Source organism: Synechocystis salina LEGE 00031, assembly GCF_015207985.1.
In the GTDB taxonomy this organism is placed as follows: Bacteria; Cyanobacteriota; Cyanobacteriia; order Cyanobacteriales; family Microcystaceae; genus Synechocystis; species Synechocystis salina.
Genome location: NZ_JADEVV010000043.1, coordinates 1 through 15,326 on the forward strand (window position 1 = coordinate 1; position 15,326 = coordinate 15,326).

The 15,326-nt window shown below is 48.5% G+C and carries 16 protein-coding genes and 1 pseudogene; 6 read left to right on the forward strand and 11 right to left on the reverse strand.

From position 1 onward, the window contains the following. Nucleotides 1-392, forward strand: a pseudogene (locus IQ217_RS13855) (hypothetical protein); the annotation flags it as partial. Nucleotides 393-486: 94 nt separating this feature from the next. Here IQ217_RS13855 and IQ217_RS13860 read toward each other — a convergent pair. Further along, nucleotides 487-2,088, reverse strand: a complete 1,602-nt coding sequence (locus IQ217_RS13860; protein WP_194020396.1) for a B12-binding domain-containing radical SAM protein — start codon at nucleotides 2,086-2,088, stop codon at nucleotides 487-489. 133 nt (nucleotides 2,089-2,221) lie between these two features. Between IQ217_RS13860 and IQ217_RS13865 the strand changes: the two genes are divergently transcribed. From IQ217_RS13865 to IQ217_RS13875, 3 genes are all read left to right on the forward strand, one after another. Continuing rightward, nucleotides 2,222-2,734 (forward strand): tetratricopeptide repeat protein, encoded by a 513-nt coding sequence (locus IQ217_RS13865; RefSeq protein ID WP_194020397.1) that lies wholly within the window; start codon nucleotides 2,222-2,224, stop codon nucleotides 2,732-2,734. Between the two features lie 382 nt (nucleotides 2,735-3,116). After that, the gene (locus tag IQ217_RS13870) at nucleotides 3,117-3,437 is read left to right on the forward strand and encodes a slr1957 family protein (protein ID WP_162328734.1); all 321 of its coding nucleotides are present in this window, start codon (nucleotides 3,117-3,119) and stop codon (nucleotides 3,435-3,437) included. A 69-nt stretch (nucleotides 3,438-3,506) separates the two neighbouring features. Continuing rightward, nucleotides 3,507-4,109 carry a GUN4 domain-containing protein gene (locus tag IQ217_RS13875; protein WP_194020398.1) on the forward strand — a complete coding sequence of 201 codons (603 nt, stop codon included), beginning with the start codon at nucleotides 3,507-3,509 and terminating at the stop codon, nucleotides 4,107-4,109. A gap of 150 nt (nucleotides 4,110-4,259) precedes the next feature. On the opposite strand, the gene IQ217_RS13880 is transcribed toward IQ217_RS13875, so the two are convergent. From IQ217_RS13880 to IQ217_RS13925, 10 genes are all read right to left on the reverse strand, one after another. Then, entirely contained in the window at nucleotides 4,260-4,889 is a 630-nt protein-coding gene (locus tag IQ217_RS13880) for a Vat family streptogramin A O-acetyltransferase (RefSeq protein WP_194020399.1), read from the reverse strand. A 65-nt stretch (nucleotides 4,890-4,954) separates the two neighbouring features. Further along, nucleotides 4,955-5,185, reverse strand: a complete 231-nt coding sequence (locus tag IQ217_RS13885; protein ID WP_194020400.1) for a HypC/HybG/HupF family hydrogenase formation chaperone — start codon at nucleotides 5,183-5,185, stop codon at nucleotides 4,955-4,957. A 79-nt stretch (nucleotides 5,186-5,264) separates the two neighbouring features. Beyond that, complete coding sequence (locus tag IQ217_RS13890; RefSeq protein WP_194020401.1) at nucleotides 5,265-6,215, reverse strand: heme o synthase; 951 nt, start codon at nucleotides 6,213-6,215, stop codon at nucleotides 5,265-5,267. A 150-nt stretch (nucleotides 6,216-6,365) separates the two neighbouring features. Further along, complete coding sequence (locus IQ217_RS13895; RefSeq protein WP_194020402.1) at nucleotides 6,366-7,307, reverse strand: COX15/CtaA family protein; 942 nt, start codon at nucleotides 7,305-7,307, stop codon at nucleotides 6,366-6,368. Nucleotides 7,308-7,454: 147 nt separating this feature from the next. Beyond that, nucleotides 7,455-7,880, reverse strand: a complete 426-nt coding sequence (locus IQ217_RS13900; protein ID WP_194020403.1) for an EVE domain-containing protein — start codon at nucleotides 7,878-7,880, stop codon at nucleotides 7,455-7,457. 162 nt (nucleotides 7,881-8,042) lie between these two features. Beyond that, nucleotides 8,043-8,789 carry a phycocyanobilin:ferredoxin oxidoreductase gene (locus IQ217_RS13905; protein ID WP_194020404.1) on the reverse strand — a complete coding sequence of 249 codons (747 nt, stop codon included), beginning with the start codon at nucleotides 8,787-8,789 and terminating at the stop codon, nucleotides 8,043-8,045. Nucleotides 8,790-8,852: 63 nt separating this feature from the next. Continuing rightward, nucleotides 8,853-9,578: a two component system response regulator RpaA gene (gene rpaA, locus IQ217_RS13910; protein ID WP_190596568.1), complete on the reverse strand. Its 726-nt coding sequence runs from the start codon at nucleotides 9,576-9,578 to the stop codon at nucleotides 8,853-8,855. Between the two features lie 228 nt (nucleotides 9,579-9,806). After that, complete coding sequence (locus IQ217_RS13915) at nucleotides 9,807-10,364, reverse strand: hypothetical protein (protein ID WP_228024271.1); 558 nt, start codon at nucleotides 10,362-10,364, stop codon at nucleotides 9,807-9,809. A gap of 172 nt (nucleotides 10,365-10,536) precedes the next feature. Continuing rightward, nucleotides 10,537-11,079, reverse strand: a complete 543-nt coding sequence (locus IQ217_RS13920; protein ID WP_194020406.1) for a hypothetical protein — start codon at nucleotides 11,077-11,079, stop codon at nucleotides 10,537-10,539. A gap of 99 nt (nucleotides 11,080-11,178) precedes the next feature. Beyond that, nucleotides 11,179-11,814 carry a nucleotide-binding protein gene (locus IQ217_RS13925; protein WP_190596574.1) on the reverse strand — a complete coding sequence of 212 codons (636 nt, stop codon included), beginning with the start codon at nucleotides 11,812-11,814 and terminating at the stop codon, nucleotides 11,179-11,181. Between the two features lie 157 nt (nucleotides 11,815-11,971). Here IQ217_RS13925 and IQ217_RS13930 point away from each other — a divergent pair, with 157 nt between their 5' ends. After that, entirely contained in the window at nucleotides 11,972-13,345 is a 1,374-nt protein-coding gene (locus IQ217_RS13930; protein WP_194020407.1) for a sensor histidine kinase, read from the forward strand. Nucleotides 13,346-13,359: 14 nt separating this feature from the next. Then, nucleotides 13,360-15,063, forward strand: coding sequence for an ABC1 kinase family protein (locus IQ217_RS13935; RefSeq protein ID WP_194020408.1), 1,704 nt, complete (start codon nucleotides 13,360-13,362; stop codon nucleotides 15,061-15,063). Nucleotides 15,064-15,326 lie beyond the last annotated feature (263 nt).

Sequence of the window (15,326 nt, forward strand, 5' to 3'; positions counted from 1 at the left end):
TGGAAGAACCGGCCCCGCCCCCGGCAATGGCAAATACTTCCTTTGAGCAACCGGAAGAGCATCCTCCCGTTGACCCTGAACCCCAACTCGACTTTGCCCCCAAGCAATCGCCGGAGACTCCTGAATTACCTCTACCTCTGCCTGTAGAAACCGAACCAGAGCTTTCTGAGCCCGCCATGGCCAGCGCGGAAGCAACGGATCTACCCGAAGGACCCATGGACTTTTCAGAAATTATTGCCCGCAGTAACCTAGAGCTCAAACGATTGGGCTGGACCAGTGAACAGGGACGCAATTATCTGCTGCAAACCTACGGCAAACGATCCCGCCAGTTACTGTCCGATGAACAGTTGATTGAATTTTTAGCTTATTTGGAACAACAGCCCACCCCATAAAGGAAATGAGCAGAAAAAACCTAGTATCTCCATCGGTTGCCATTGGATACTAGGTCTATATTGCTTTCTGTGTATTTTAGACAGAGCGGAGGAACTAACTTGCCAAAACTTTTTCCCCTTTTTCTGCCGTTGTCACAAGGGAAGGAACGACTTGTTCCTGTTGCTGGTTGTTAAGGTAATCCTTTAACTGTTCGCCAATTTCTTGTCGGACAATTTCCCGATATTGCATGAAATGTTCGTTATGGGCGCAGAGGGTGATGTAATGCTCAAACACGGCTGGGTTATGGCGAAGAATACCAAAGGCATGGTGCCAAAAACGCCACCGGGTATCCCGTTTAAAGCCTTGTCGCCAGACCACGATCGCCAAAGCTTTCAGATCAACCAAACTGGGCAACTTAGCTGGGGCTTTACATTTAGGCGCACCCAATTTGAGGAAACAACGGTAGTTGCGGTCTAGATAACCGTGGGGATCATATAACTCCCAAAAGGCTTCCACGTATTCATTGGCAATGTCCTCCAGGGGCCGGGTGGGGACAAAGTTCATTAACGTAGTCTGGTTAATATTGCCCTTGCTCTCATCCAGTAGACGATTTTCCCGTTTCAGTCGGTGCCATAGGGCCGTGTTGGGCAAAGCCTGGAGCATGGCAAAGGTAGTGGTGGGAATGGCCGTCTGTTCGGCAAAGCGGACAATGCGATCGCCAGCGCCCTGTTTTTCCCCATCAAAGCCAATGATGAAGCCCGCCATAGGTCGGAGACCAGCCTTGATGATTTTATCGACGGAATCCGCCAGGGAGTTACGGGTATTTTGGAATTTTTTGGTGAACTCCAAGCTTTCTTCGTCGGGGGTTTCAATACCGAGGAACACCGCATCAAAGTAACATTCCACCATTAAATCCATCATTTCTTGGTCATCGGCCAAGTCAATGGAAGCTTCAGTGTTGAAACGGAAAGGATATTTATGCTCCGCCTGCCAAACCTTGAGTTCCTTCAGCAATAATTTCACATTGCGTTTATTGCCGATGAAGTTGTCATCCACCATAAACACCGATCGCCGCCAACCCAACTCATAAAGATAATCCAATTCCTTAAGTAGCTGGGCCGGGTCTTTGGTGCGGGGCTTGCGACCGTAGAGCACAATGATGTCGCAGAATTCACACTGGAAGGGGCAACCCCGAGAAAACTGCACCGACATGGAATCATACGCGTCCAATTCCAACAGATCGTAACGGGGAATGGGGGTGGTGGTGACATCGGGTTTTTCTTCCGCCCGGATAATGCCTTGGCGTTCTCCCCGCTCTAGGGCCTCTACGAACATGGGTAGGGTTATTTCCCCCTCATCCAAAATCAGAAAATCCGCCCCGGCATTTTTTACTTCATCGGGCACTGAAGTCGCAAAGGGCCCCCCTACGGCTACCAATTTTCCGTGGGCTTTGGCGGCTTTGATATTTTCTACCATGTCATCCCGTTGCACGATCATGCCGGAGATGATGACCACGTCTGCCCAGTCCCACTCATCTTCTCTTACATTGCGGACATTGCGGTCCACCAGCTTAAACTCCCATTCCTGGGGGAGAATACCCGCCACGGTGATCAACCCGAGGGGAGGTAATAAAACCTTCCGACCCACTAGCTCCAGAATTTTCTCGTAGGACCAGAAAGTAGGGGGAAACAACGGATAGATTAATAGGGCGCGCATGGCTTCTCGCTAAGGGAAGATTTATGTTAAAAAAATCTAGAAATTGATTAGGTATGGGGTTAACTTTAGCTAAAGCTAGCACACCCTCGCCAGGAAGTACCCGAAAGCCAGACTGTTGGCATAGATAAATCCTATGGTTAACCATGGTTATTGCCTAGGCCGCTCCCTCTTCTCCGTCGCTGTGGTGGGAGCATTGTCATTGGTTTTTCCCCTGCCCCTGCCGGGCCAAGACATGGTTGACAGTGATCGTTCCCTACCCTTGATGGGTGACCATCCCTTGGAGGAAAGGCTAATTGATGGCATGGATGAGGGGATTAAAAAAAACTACCGGGGGGCGATCGCCATTTTTACGGAATTAATTCTGCTGGATCCAAGCTATGCCGATGCCTATTTTAATCGGGGTATTGCCAGGGCCAGGATAGCTGATTACCAAGGGGCGATCGCCGACCATAGCCAGGCCCTTGCCCTAAACCCCCAATTGGCGGAGGCCTACAAAGCCAGGGGAAAAATTTATTGGCAATTAGGCGATCAAAGCCAAGCCATGGCTGACCTGGAAACGGCCTTGGCCCTTTTCTCCGCCCAGGAAAATATTGTTAGTCAACGGGAAACCTGGGAACAACTACAAACATGGCGCGGTAATCCTTAATCAACCCCCAGATTTTCTCGCTTACCAAGAAGAGCTAGGGAAGATTAAAACACTATTGTCAAGGAGAGTTAGGGAGATTTGATTGCCAGAACTCAATTTCCCCAACAGGTTCTCAAGCCCGTGGATAAACTTTTAATTACTCCTACCAACGTCCTAATTTCAAGGGATTTCGGCAATTTTTCTGTTGATTTGAGTGGGGCCTTTTTAAAGCAGTTTGCAGAGCTGTCCTGGTTTCCAGACCATTAACTTGAGTTAAACAAAGTTAAGTTTTATGGCATTTTCCTTTCCCTCCAAATACCCTTGCTAAGATGGCGGGAAAGCCGGGTTTCTAGTCCCATGGTGGCTTTTCTGTTGAGTATAAGGTAAGCATAAATACCTAAAAATGAGACATTTTTGTGACGCTTGGATTGAAGAATGGTGTGAAGCCAACGGTTGGACAGATTTGTTCATGGAAAGACTCAATTACTATTGGGCTTTTCCCCCTGGAGCTGTCATGCCGGAGCCAATTCCTGGCAAAATTCTCCGGGCAATTAAACTAGAAAAAGGTCTTTGCGAAGAGGAAAAAGCTTGGTTAACCGCCGCTGTGGCTGTTTCTGCTTTGGCGATCGGTTCTGCTTTTTTGCTCAGAAACCCCATGCCTGTAGTATTGGCCTTTGCCTTTGATGCGGTGACGGCAGGGCGTTTGGAAATGGAAGAAATCTGAGAAATTTGAGAAAATTAGTCCATTGCCTGCAATATCAAACACTCTGATTGGAGTGACTAAGCAACATTTATGGCCGATTCCATCATCCCAGACTCTAACGACCAGAATTATGCCGAACTGGCCCACCAATGTCAGAATTTGGCTAGCCAAGTCCAGAGCCTCAGCCAACGGGTGGAAAACCTGGAAAGCAAACTGACCTTAATCCCAGACATTGAGCGCTATGGCAAGTTACAGGAATGTTTGATGGCCAAGGACTTCAAAAGGGCAGACCACGAAACCACCCGCATTATCCTCGAAACCCTCAATCGTAATCGGGATAATCTGAGCCCAGAAACTTTGTCTGCTCTGCCCTGTACGGTTTTAACGGTAATTGATCGCCTGTGGCGGACCTATAGCGATGATCGCTTCGGTTTTAGCCGTCAATTGGAAGCTTATCAAAAGGTAGGCGGTAACACTGATACTCTCCGGACCCAAGACCGCAAAGTGATGGGTGCCTTTGCCCAAGAAGTGGGTTGGGTGCAGGAAGGAAAGCTTCGTTTTGAGGAATATGACCAATGGGATTTTTCCCTCAACGCTCCAGTGGGTAGCTTCCCGGCGATTTGGTGGAAGTCTCCCTATGGCTTAAAAATGGTGACTTTTTTCTTCATTCGTTTGTTTGAATGTAACGGTTAGGTCAAGAATTTGGCCCTATCTATTTTGCAGTTGGGAGGAAAACGGCGATCGCCAAGTTTTACCTTACCTGTGGAATTGCGTTACTGAATAAGGCTGGAGGTTGTCTCTTTTTGCCAAAATTTACGGGCAGGGGCTTTAGTTAAACCCTTTCTAAATACAAGTTCTTAGAGCTTCAATGTCAGCGGCGACAATTTTATCGAGATTGCGGGTAATTTTGCCAATGTCCCAATGCCACCAAGCAATCACTAGCAAGGCGTCAATCACTTCGTCTGTGAAGCGTTGACGGAGCAAGCGGGCGGGATTTCCCCCCACAACGGTGTAGGGCAACACGTCCTTGGTAACAACGGATTTGGCGGCAATAATGGCCCCGTCTCCCACCTGTACCCCTGGCATAATCACTGTTTCATAGCCGATCCAGACGTCGTTGCCAATGACCGTATCCCCTTTGTGGGGCGGTTCTTCCTCTGGTGCCACCGTTTGCCAACCATTGGCAAAAATTGCAAAGGGGTAGGTGGAAAACCCTGCCATGGCATGGTTAGCCCCATTCATAATAAATTTTACGCCCCGGGCTAAGGCGCAGAACTTGCCAATAATTAGGCGATCGCCGACGAAGGGAAAATGGTACAGAACATTGCGCTCAAAGTTTTCTGAATCTTCGGGATCATCGTAATAGGTGTAGTCTCCAATGATGATATTGGGATTAGAAACCGTATTTTTAATAAAACAAACCTGGGGAAATCCCACCATGGGGTGCTTGTTTTTGGGATCTGGCCCGTACATTACTTTTGGCTCCCAAAAGTTCTATAGCATCGACTAGTTGAGTATTTGTTTTGTTACCCCGGATATTAGATTTCCATTGCCGCCAAATCGGTCAAAGTTTCCTGGGCGGCCACTTCATCCACAATGCTAATGGCAAAGCCGACATGGACAATGACGTAATCCCCCACCTTAACCTCAGGGACATAGGCGAGGCTAACGGTTTTAATGATGCCACCAAAACTAACTTTTCCTGCCAACAACAGGGGATCAGAGTGGGGAATTAAACTGACAACCTGGCCGGGCAAGGCTAGACACATGGGGAAAAGGGAGAAGGGGTAGGTAGCAAATAAGTCAGCAGAGCCTTGGGATAAACCAAACCCAGGCCATGGTCTAACTTTAACCCAACAGCAAAGTTTCCATTTGGGCCACCAACTGATGGGTGACGGGCAAACTGTCAATCACCATGGCCAGGCAGAGCAACATGAGGTAAAAAATGGAGAACTTGAATAATCCCCGGGCTAAGTCCCGATCGCCGGGAGCCTGCTTGAGTTGCCAAGCTTTGACCAGAAATTGTCCGCCCAAAACCATGGCGATCGTCAGATAAAGGATGCCCAACTGGTGGAGGGGATAGACCAGTAATAGGCTGAAGGGCACCACCAAAAGTGAATAGTACCAAATTTGGCTGACGGTTTTTTCTTCCCCCGCAATCACCGGCAACATGGGCACATTCACCTGGGCATAATCATCCTTAATCATCAAAGCTAGGGCCCAAAAGTGGGGGGGAGTCCAGAGAAAAATCAGCGCAAACAGCACCCAGGGAGTCCAGCTTAAATCCCCCGTAACGGCGGCCCAACCTACCAAGGGGGGAATGGAGCCCGCTGCCCCACCAATGACAATGTTTTGGGCGGTGTGTCGTTTCAGCCAATGGGTATAGATCAGCATGTAAAAGACGATGCCGGACAACGCTAAGCAACCGCTGAGCACATTGATAAAGGCAGCAAAAAGAGTGAATGAGAGTACCCCCAAAACTAGGGCAAAAATCAACGCATGGCGGGGTTGGACTTTTCCGGCCGGGATGGGTCTGGCCCTGGTGCGGAGCATCTCATAATCAATGTCTTGGTCGTAAATGCAGTTCAGGGTTTGGGCCGACGCAGCGGCCAGGGTTCCCCCCAATAGGGTGATGAACAATTTGGGTAAATCCACCCGACCTTCCGAGGCAATCCACATGGAAGCGGCGGTGGTAATCAGCAAGAGGGGAATAATTCTCGGTTTGGTTAACTGGTAATAACTTTTGCACACCGCCCCCATGGAATCGTGTTGGCGATGAATTTTTGTCGAAGTAACCATAGAGAATCAAAAGAAAGGGTAAGCAGGGGGAAGAGCAAAAATTTTTCTTGAATTTTAAGCGAGTCTTCCCAAACTGGACAAAAAATAGCAGTTAGATTGACCGCAACAGCAGGAACTTCCCTCCCCAGAAAGATTTGAATATTTTTGCCATCAGGCTGTAATGGGGGTCGTCGGTCGATGGTCTCGCACTGCCAAAACGGCGATCGCCAATAGGGTAGCCCAGAGACAAATTCCCACTGTATGGTGGGCTACGGTTAAGGGTTCAATTTGTAAATGGAGTTTTAGCGTAGCAACCCCCAATAGGATCTGTCCCCCCAACAGGGCCAGGGCTCCATTGCCCAACTGGCGTAGGAAAGGGTTCAGGGCCGGGGTGCGCCTGGTACACCAATAGGTCATAGCCACCCCCAAGGCCGTGGGTAAAACCCCCAACAGATGACTATGCAACACTTGGCAAAATTGCGTGCCGGCGATCGCCAAACACTGATGGGCCGCCCACTGGGAGCCCACCAATCCCCCCATTAAACATTGCAGATAAATGATAGTGGTGCTAGCCAGGGCCACCGGTCTTAACTTACCGGCTGTTTGATTGCTTTGGTAGGGCATCAGGCAGAGGCCAATGATCACCAAAGAGCCTAAAAAAGCCATGGCTGTCCCCAAATGGGCCGTTACAATGTCAAACCGTAGCAGTTCAATCACCGTCAGCCCGCCTAACAATCCCTGCACCAAAATCAGCGCCAGGGATCCCAAGGTAGCCCAGGGCAACCAACTGGGCAAAACCCGACGGAACCACCAGCTCAAACCTACCAAAATTAGGGTGCTAAAACCAATCAAAGCGGCATCCAAACGGTGGAACCATTCTAAAAATACCTGTAAATTCATTTGTTGACTGGGGATCCACTGACCATAGCACAGAGGCCAATCAGGACAGGCTAGCCCCGCATTCATTACCCTGGTGGCACTGCCCACCGCCATCAATAGCACTGTGGCAATGGCAATTTTCCACACCAGTCGACGAATCCAGACCTGAACCTGGACAAAAGCATGGGGTTGACTTTGGGAGCGAATGGCATTGGGGAGAATAGACTCAGCCATAGTTTTGATCTGCAACCTCAACAATAGGGGCAAGGGTGGGGAGAAAAACCCCAGTCACCGTCAGATTCTAACCAACACTCTCCCCAGGGGAAAGAAAACTTGGCTACAGCATCGATATTCTTTAGATTTACTTCAGATTTCCCCGACTCAACCTTTGAGACTATAAACCCGTTGCCATTGCTCCTCTGTAACCCGAAAGTTGGTGCTGTTGGGAGCTCGAATAACCAGCAAATCTCGCAGAATCTGATCCTGTTTAAGTTCGTGGCGGCGGAGGGGTTGTCCCAGCAATTTACGTAGAAATCTGAGTTGTACCCTCGGTTTATCTAACTTAGCCTGGTCAGGCATGAGCCAATATTGCTTATCTAGTAGCTCTGTTTGAATTTCCGGTGGCTTAGTTACTTCGGCAATGGCATAAATCCCCGCTTCTGGCCCCGCCATCCAGACCAAAGCCCGATCGCCAACCTGAATTTCCTTGCCATAACGGGTTACTAACCAGGGCAATTCCTCTTGCTCTTCAATGGCTTGAAGAATACGATAGTACTTAGGGTTGCCTTGAAATAACCAGTAGGCCATAGTTGGTTCGCAAATTGAAATAACTGCGGCGAGATTTGGGTCAGGGTAACAAAATTGAGGCTAAGCAGAACTGACTGCGACAGCTACTTTGACCACTAAAAATTAACCCTACCCTACATTTAATTTAAATCCACGCCAACGTAGTAACGAAGACTTTATTCCTTACTGAATAACATCGAATAACACCTGACTCATATATCTTTCCGCCCAGGCGTCTCCAAAGGCTTTTTCCAGTACCCGGCGGGTTTTATCATTTTTCTGTTGTTGTTGGCAGTAATGGATTTGTCCCTGACGGTGTTCCGACGTTTGAGTCTCAGACAAAGGTGCAGCAACCGTTGCTTGGTGGCAGTGAATTTGCAAAAAATCCGCTACCCGTTGCACAAACCGTTCTTCTTCAGTGTCATTGCTGGGGCGGATAAATAAACAATACTCAGAAAATATTTCTCCCCAGGGAGGCAATTCCCGTTGTTGCTCAAATTCTGGTTGGCCTAATTCCGCCAATGCTTCTTGGTACGCTTCAGGCAATTGGCGATCGCCTTGGGTGGGGGATAGATCGGCAATGGCCGCACTCACCCCCGCTGGCCCCGCCACAATATCACAACCAAATAGGGGCAGACCGTATAGGGGCTCGGGAAACATCACACAATGGAGAATATCCAATCCCTTGCCCACCTTGGCCAACTCCAAATGCATTTTGCGGAACTGGGGCGTTTGGTAGCACCGATTTTCAATCACTAACTTTTCCCCTTCCAATCGCCCTTCTACGTAGCCCAAATCCTCCGGTAACGCATAGGGCTTGAGGGATAAACCCTGCCAACTAGCGGCGATCGCCAGGGCTAGCTGTTGAATCATTGGGTTCAACGTCGGCATCAGGGAAGAATTAGTCAAACTTAAATCAGTGACGGCCATGGTAAACACTCAAATCTAGGGCAAATCAATCGGACAATGGGCTGGAAACTTGGAAACTAAAACCTACGCTGGATTGCCGCCCCCTTCCTCCGTTGACAGTTCTAAACAATAGCCTGCCCCATACACCGTTTTAATGAAGCGAGGCCGACGGGGGTTAGGTTCCAACTTGGTGCGGAGGTGGCGAATGTGCACCCGAATAGTTTCAATATCATCATCTGGTTCGTAGCCCCACACTTCCCGCAAAATGTCGCTGGGGGAAACCGTTTGCCCATGGCGTTGCAACAAACAGTGGAGCAATTCAAACTCTAAATGGGTCAACTTAATACTTTTGCCAAACCAAATCGCCTCAAATCTTTCCGGTACCAAGGTTAGGGGCCCCTGGTTGAGAATTTCTGAGTGTTTCGCCGCCTGGGGAATGCGATCCGTGCGCCGCAGTAAGGCCCTCACCCGGGCTAACATTTCCTCCACGTCGAAGGGCTTGGTGAGGTAGTCGTCGGCCCCGGAGTCAAAGCCTTGAATTTTATCCTGGATCTGACCCAACGCCGTTAGCATCAGCACCGGAATATCGGCCGTGCGTTCATCCCGGCGCAACCGTTGACAGACCGTAAACCCATCCACCTTGGGCAGCATCAAGTCCAACATGATCAAATCCGGTTGCAGTTGCACCGCCAACGCTTGACCCTTAATGCCATCCACTGCTTGTTGGACATCGTAGCCCGCCATTTCCAGGTTAATGGAGACTAAATCAGAAATTGCCGGGTCGTCGTCAATGATCAGTATTCGAGGCATGCGCAGGGACTAAAGGAAAACAAAATAATTTCAAGGCGCAAACCATTATAAGAGCTTTTAAAGGGCCAAGGCCCTAAATCATTGGCTTTTTATTCTTGACTAATGATTTTTATAGTTTTAAGTAACTAGTTTGAACTACATTGCTGGGCAAATTAGCCAGATTACCGCAAAGCTCGGCAATAAAGGGGGTAAAGACAGGGCTCTTTCCCCTTTGCCAGATCCTAGATTCTATTCCTGGGGACCTGGAGCTACGGGAATGGCGGCCCCTTCCACCGGAATGACCTGAATGAGGTGATCTTCTGCCGGATTTTTACTGGCGGGGGGAGCAATGGGAGCTTCACTGGGTAAAGCCTTTTTCGGAGCAGGATTGCTGATAATGGCAGTGTCCACAGCTTTTTGCTCCATGGGTTTACCAAGGGGGCTATGGAGAGGAGGCGAAGAAGGTAGTTCGGTAGCGTCGGAAGGTGATTCTCCATGACTTTCTCCGGCGGGAAGCAGATTCTCACCGATCGCCCCAGTGGTTTCCGTTTCCAGTACTTTGGCAGTTTCAGCGGCCGGGCCAGGGGTCTTATCGGACTTTTCCCCGGTGGGCGTGGTGGGATGCAAGCCAGAATTGACCAATTTGGCACCACCATTCTGGGGAGCATTATTCTCCGGCTGGGCGATCGCCGGGGGACATTCGGTACTGCTCAGCCCCACTCGACAGCGCAACTCCTCCCTAGCCAAGGAAACAAAAATGCCGGTGCTGGAAAGGAGTAAAGCAAAAATAGTTAAAGCGTTTCTCATAACCACTGACTTAACTTGAATCGGTGTGTTGTCTTTGCCATTGATCCCAGGTGGTTAGCTGAACAACAGCGAACCCATGGCAACCGATCCTAGCCCATGGGAAGAAAAATTTTCATTTTCCAGGGCCATTTTGGCGATCGCCCGTGGTGATGGGTAAGAATTTCGCTTTCAGTTAATCAAACCAACCAATGTCCTCATCGCTCAAATGGGTGGGGGGCTGTTTGGGGGCCACATAACGGGCCGGCATGGCTCGGGGCAGGGTGGTGAGGGCGGCACTGGTCGGCGGGGTTAAGTCCTCTTCCAAGTCTTGAATTTTGCTGTACAGTTTGCCCACCAAATTTTTTTCTTCCGTCAGTTCCGTTTGCAACTTCTCCACCAATTGCACTTCGTTCTGGAGTTTTTTCACCCGAGCCTGTTCTTGTTTTAAACTTTGTTCTAGTTGTTTAACCTTTTCCTGAGCCTTTTTTTCTTGCCGCTGGCGATCGTTTAACTGTTGTAACTGCTCCTTAAGTTTTTCCCCTTGGCTTTTTTCCGCTTGCAGTGCTGCCTTAATATTATCTAACTGGGCTTTGAGTTGGGCCAGATCCGCTGTGGGTTCAGGGATAGAGGCCTCTGGAGTGGGCTCGGGAGCAGGGGGAATCTCAGCCTTTACCTCCGGTTGGGATTGGGCTTTAACTTCTTGTTTGAGGAGATCCGATAAGCTTTTTCTGGCCATGGCAAAGGGAAAATCTAGAAATATAAAAATTAATGATCAAACTATGGGTTTCGGTTAAGGAAATAAACTGGGTAAATGTTGATTAACGGGGCCCCGGGCCTAGAGTAATTCTCGCAAAAGTTCGTCCGCCACCCGTCGATAATCCGATTGGGCCTCCTTAGCATGTTTGCCCTTCCATTGGGTAATGGCCATACCGTCCAACACAGACCGCTCATGGGCTTTATAACTCCGCACGAAGGCGTGGTAAGCAGGAATACCCAGTTCCAAGAGGGTATTCTGGGCTTCCAAGGTTTCATTCAGACTGCGGGAGTCCACCTTAGTCAACAGCACCCGATGGGCCACCCGTAGGGGATTAACAGCGCTTTTTACTGTATCGATCAACGCCGTCAAATCCATGGGAGCTGGGGGTGTGGGCAACACTAGGTAATCAGCTAGCCCAATGACCGTCCTCAAAGCCTCAGAGCGGAGGGCCGGGGGCGTGTCCACCACGATAATTTGGTAGTCGCCTACCTGGGGTAAATTTTTCAATGCCTGGGGATTATTTTCTTGACTGAGATGGAAACCCATCTTGTCACCACTGCGTTCCACCCACCAACTGGCAGAGCCCTGGGGGTCCGCATCTACCAAAAGTACTGATCGCTTTTCCGCTAAAATTGCGGCCAAGTTAACTGCGGTTGTGGTTTTGCCAACGCCGCCCTTGCCGTTAACTACTGCCAAAATCTTTGGTGTGGACACCGATTTTCCCTACCTTGACCTATTGCCGTTGCCCCTCAACATACCATAATTACTCCTCACATTTAGGGAATTATACTGGGGTCAGAAACCAATTTTTACCCATATCCTAGGGAGTTAGCTGGTGTACGAAAGTTACCCAATTTGTTGATTGTTACGAATGGCAACCCACTTTGCTTCCCTTGGCAAGTCCCTCATTGATCTCGTTTGTCTTCCTCCAGGGAACGAACCTGTGCCTGTTTTGCTGGCTCATAAGTTGGCTCTGGCCCTACAGTCGGAGGTGGTGGTGTGGATAGTGGGGCAGGCCCAGCCTTGGTTTTGGTCCTTGGCTGGCAAACATGGCCGTTGGCCCAGTGAAGATTTTTGGCAGGATTGCCCTCCCCATACTCTGGAGGCGATCGCCAACGGTCAAGGATCAACTTTAACAACAGAAGAATGGCCATTGTGGCAAGAACTTTTTCATTTACCTTGCCCCAGGGTAGAGGGGGTTAAAACGTTTTTCCAAGGACGGGAAAATGGGCTAATTCTAACGGCGCATAGTTGCCCAGTTAAGGGAAAATCGGTGCAAAAAAAACGGCAATTTCCTTTACAAAAGCTTCAGGATGATTTAGGGGTGATTAACCAATTATTATCAGGAATTGAGTTGCCGAACAATGAATTGCTGCAGGATTTATCTTCTGTCAATCTTGCTGAATTTGACCCCATCAGCACGCCCCATTCCTCCCGTAATTTTTTTGAAGAAAGCCCGATTTTAAAAATCTGGTATGAAGCCAGCCATCGGCAATTAGAACAACAAAAACAATGGAATGAGAAATTAATTAACAATATCATTACCATCATGAGTGACCAGACCCGCAATCCCCTGGCCACCATTCGCATGGTAGTTGCAACTTTGCGAGCCACTCCCCCCACTCCAGAAAAGCTAGAGCAAAGGCTAGAAATCATCGATCAAGCGTGGCATAAACTTAATGATATTAACAGCAAAATTTTACAATTAAAACAACTTAAGCAAGAGGGTAACCAGTTACAAATACAGGACTTAGAGGTAATTTCTTTACTAAAGGAGACGATTGAACACTGCCCTACCTTGGGCAAAGATAATCACAAAATAGAACTCCATTACGACCATGAAATTAATTCCGTGGCCGCCGATGATGATTATTTGCGGCAAATTTTCCAAGAACTGTTAGCTAATGCACAAAAATTTGCTGTGGCTGACAGTCCTATTGTTGTCACCGTAGAACAATGCGATCACACTGCAATGGAATTAAAAAAAAAGGTTAAATGCACTTTTAGCAACCATACGGTGGCCATAGATGCCCAAAATCTCCAACATTTATTTGATCCCTTTTATCGGGAGCAATGGACCATTGATTCGGCGATCGCCGGAGTGGGGTTGGGGTTAACCATTGTCCGCACTTTAATCGAACAACTCAATGGTAAGATCAGCGTTGTGGGAAAGCCCTCCAGCCAGCCAGGCCAGAGTATAATAACTTTTACCTTAATGATTCCGGAGTCTGGGGCGACTGAATAATTTTTCCTCCGTTGATGATGGTCATTTCGCAACCGGTGGCGGATCGGCCCCTCAGTTGGTCGGGCTTGTCCCGTAAGCCCTGGCGCAGACAACTGGCGGTCACTAGAGTTTTTCTTTCCTTTGTGTTCTTTTTGTGGTGGGACCGACTCACGGCTCCCCAGTCTGCCCAACGGCGCTATCGTCGGGCCCAATGGTTGGTGCAACAATTACTTTATTTGGGCCCCACTTTTATCAAAATTGGTCAGTCCCTTTCCACCAGGGCCGACATTATTCCTGCTGAATATATCCAGGCCTTTACCCAACTCCAAGACCGGGTGCCCCCCTTTGATTCCCGCCAGGCGATCGCCGTGATTGAAGAGGAATTGCACGGGGCGATCGATGAAATGTTTCAACAATTTGAGGTTACTCCCCTGGCATCGGCCAGTTTAGGCCAGGTACATAGGGCCGTATTACCCACGGGGGAAGCGGTGGTGGTGAAGGTACAAAGACCGGGGCTAGACAGTTTATTAAATCTAGATTTTGAGCTTCTACATCAAACGTTACGGCTGGCGAAAAGATGGTTGCCTGGGTTCCGAAATCTGGCCCAAAAATATGAAGTGGAAGCCATTTATCAAGAATTTTTCTCCCTACTATTTTTAGAAATTGATTATATCCACGAAGGAAAAAACGCAGAGAGATTCCGTCAAAATTTTGCTGATTATCCCCGGGTCAGAGTGCCAGAAATTTATTGGCAATATACTACTCGCATGGTTTTAACCCTGGAATATTTACCGGGCATTAAAGTGGACGATCGCCAAGCCTTAGAAACCGCTGGTATTGATTTAGATTTAGTCATTCAAACAGGCATTTGTGCCTATTTAAAACAACTACTAATTGACGGTTTTTTCCAGTCCGATCCCCATCCGGGTAACATGGCGGTGGATAGCCAAGGAGACTTGATTTTTTATGATTTTGGCACCATGGCAGAGGTGAAAATCATTGCCAAAGATCAAATGATACAAACCTTTTTTGCTGTACTGAAAAAGGATGCTAACCAGGTGTTGGAAGCCTTAATTTATATGGGCTTAGTGGAACCCAAAGGGGATCTCAGTCCCGTCAAAAGAATTATTAACTTTTTGCTCGATAACTTTCGGGACAAACCAATTGATATTAAAGCCTTTGACCAAGTGGGGGAAGAGGTCTATGCCATGTTCCAACAACAACCCTTCCGCTTACCGCCCCAAATGACCTTTATTTTAAAATCCATCTCCACCCTAGATGGCATCGCCCGGGCCTTGGACCCCCGCTATAATTTGATCGCCGCCAGTCAGCCCTTCATCCAAAGCGTCACCGTTGCCCAACCCAAACGTTCCCTGGCCATGGCACTGGTGCAACAGGTTAAACAATTTGCCCTCGACCAATTGAACAGACCATCCCGTAACCAACAATTTCTCCAGGAATTAACCGCCAAATTAGAACGGGGCGAGCTCCAGTTTGCCACCCGCTCCCCGGAAGGCGATCGCCTGTTGCGAAAAATCCATTTGGCTCTGAAAAGTCTAATTTTTGCCTGTTTAACGGGGTTTACCCTGCTGTCAGCGACGGTGCTGTTATCCACTGTGTATGCCCGCTTTGCCGTGATTGGCTTTGGCTTAGCGGGTTTATTTAGCCTCTTTCTACTGCGTTCTTTGATCAAGTTGGCGGTGCAGGAAAGGTTAGACCGACTGGTGCAGAAAAGGTAATTGACTTATTGACGCTGGAAACCGAATCAAGTGTGTCCAGATAAACAAGGTATTTTCTCCATAGGCTGCCCTAGGGAAATTTGCATTGTCCTCTTGTTATTGGTTTATTGGTTAAATCACCTTACTCAATTTAGTACACAGGCTGTGGTACTTTAAAGATTTTTCCTGTGTTTATATGTATTGGACAACGGGGCCAGTGTAAGGCTATTAAAGGCTATTATATGAATTATGTTAGGTTGCAACCAATTCAGATAACTTATGTT